The sequence below is a fragment of the uncultured Campylobacter sp. genome, assembly GCF_938018035.1.
GTDB lineage: Bacteria > Campylobacterota > Campylobacteria > Campylobacterales > Campylobacteraceae > Campylobacter_B.
The window spans coordinates 1-1321 of record NZ_CALIJF010000104.1 but is presented as its reverse complement, the minus strand read 5'-3'; the positions used below and the strand labels follow the sequence as shown (position 1 = coordinate 1321).

Annotated in this window: 1 pseudogene; it reads left to right on the top strand. The window is 45.6% G+C overall.

The features are described 5' to 3' along the window. Positions 1-332, top strand: a pseudogene (locus Q0257_RS03275) (cysteine--tRNA ligase); the annotation flags it as partial. Between the last annotated feature and the right edge of the window lie 989 nt (positions 333-1321).

Below are 1321 nucleotides of genomic sequence, written 5' to 3'. Positions count from 1 at the left end.
CGCTTGCGGTGCTTGATAGCTTCGTAGCAAGCGCGAACGAAGCGCTAGATCGCGCACCCAAAGACAAGGCGCTAAAGGTTCAGATCGCCGCAAATTTGGAGTTTGCGAAGCAGACCCTTGGAATTTTATATGAGGATGAGACCGAATACTTTCGCTTCGGCGTGAACGCGGAGCAAAGAGCGCAGATCGAGGAGCTGATAAAACAGCGCGCGCAGGCGAAGGCGGAAAAGGACTTTGCGCGCGCGGATGCCATCAGGGCGCGCCTTGCTGATATGAAGATCGAAGTAATGGATACGCCTAGCGGCACCGTTTGGGAGGTCGCAGCGGAATAAAACGTAAAATTTATCGTAAAATTTTATGATTTTTACTATGCGAGACGTAAGTCCGAACGCCAATTCGCGCATAAATTTTAGCGCGATTTCATTCGGCGGTGCAATGGTAGCGCTACGGCGGTCGTGCATATTTCGGCGCAATTTTTATTTGGCGATACGATGATATGGCGATGTGGCGGCGAAGACACAAGGCGGATCGCAATTTTCATTCGTAGGCGCTGTCGACGCGATGATGAAAGCGTGATTTTTATCGGTGGTGTTGCTGTTGCAGTGCAGCGAAATAACGCCGCGTGAATCGCAATTTTTATCGGCAGCATGTGGCGATGCGAATGGGTACAGTGCAGAAACAGCAATGCAGCGCTTGTGCGTAAATTTAGCGTGATTTTTTTGAAGGCGCGGTAGCATGAAAGCGCAATGCGGCGCGCCGTTGTGAAGTCGCGATACACACGATGTATAATGGCACTTTGTAGCGCTTTATGACGCCTCAAAGCATTTACCACTTAAAATGGCGTACAAAAAGTGCCGAGAAATCGTAATAAATAAAAACTCGCTCGCTTTTAAGGCGCTTTGCGCTTTAAAAATGGTAATGTAAAAACCGCTCTGCGATGCGCAAAAGCCATTTTAAAGCGCTTTACGCTTCGAAAGTAGCAAATAAAAAAGCTAAATCTCGGCGTCGTCCGCACGATCGCCGCATGCAAGCAGCAGATTTAGCGAGCTTGCGAAGCGCAAATTAGTCCCGCGCTGCCTCGTAAATTTCGCGCCACCTCGCAGCCGAAATTCTGAAATTTTAAGGAATTTTAAAATTTCAGAATTTTTGAGATTTTAAATTTTAAAATTTCAAGAATTTTGAAATTTCATGAATTTTTGGATTTTAAATTTTAAAAATTTTATAAAAAAGGATAGCATTTGAACGGCTTTAAGACTTTACTATCGCGCTTTAAGCCCTATTTTAGGGATTATAAGCCGCAGTTTGCATTGGCGATTTTGGG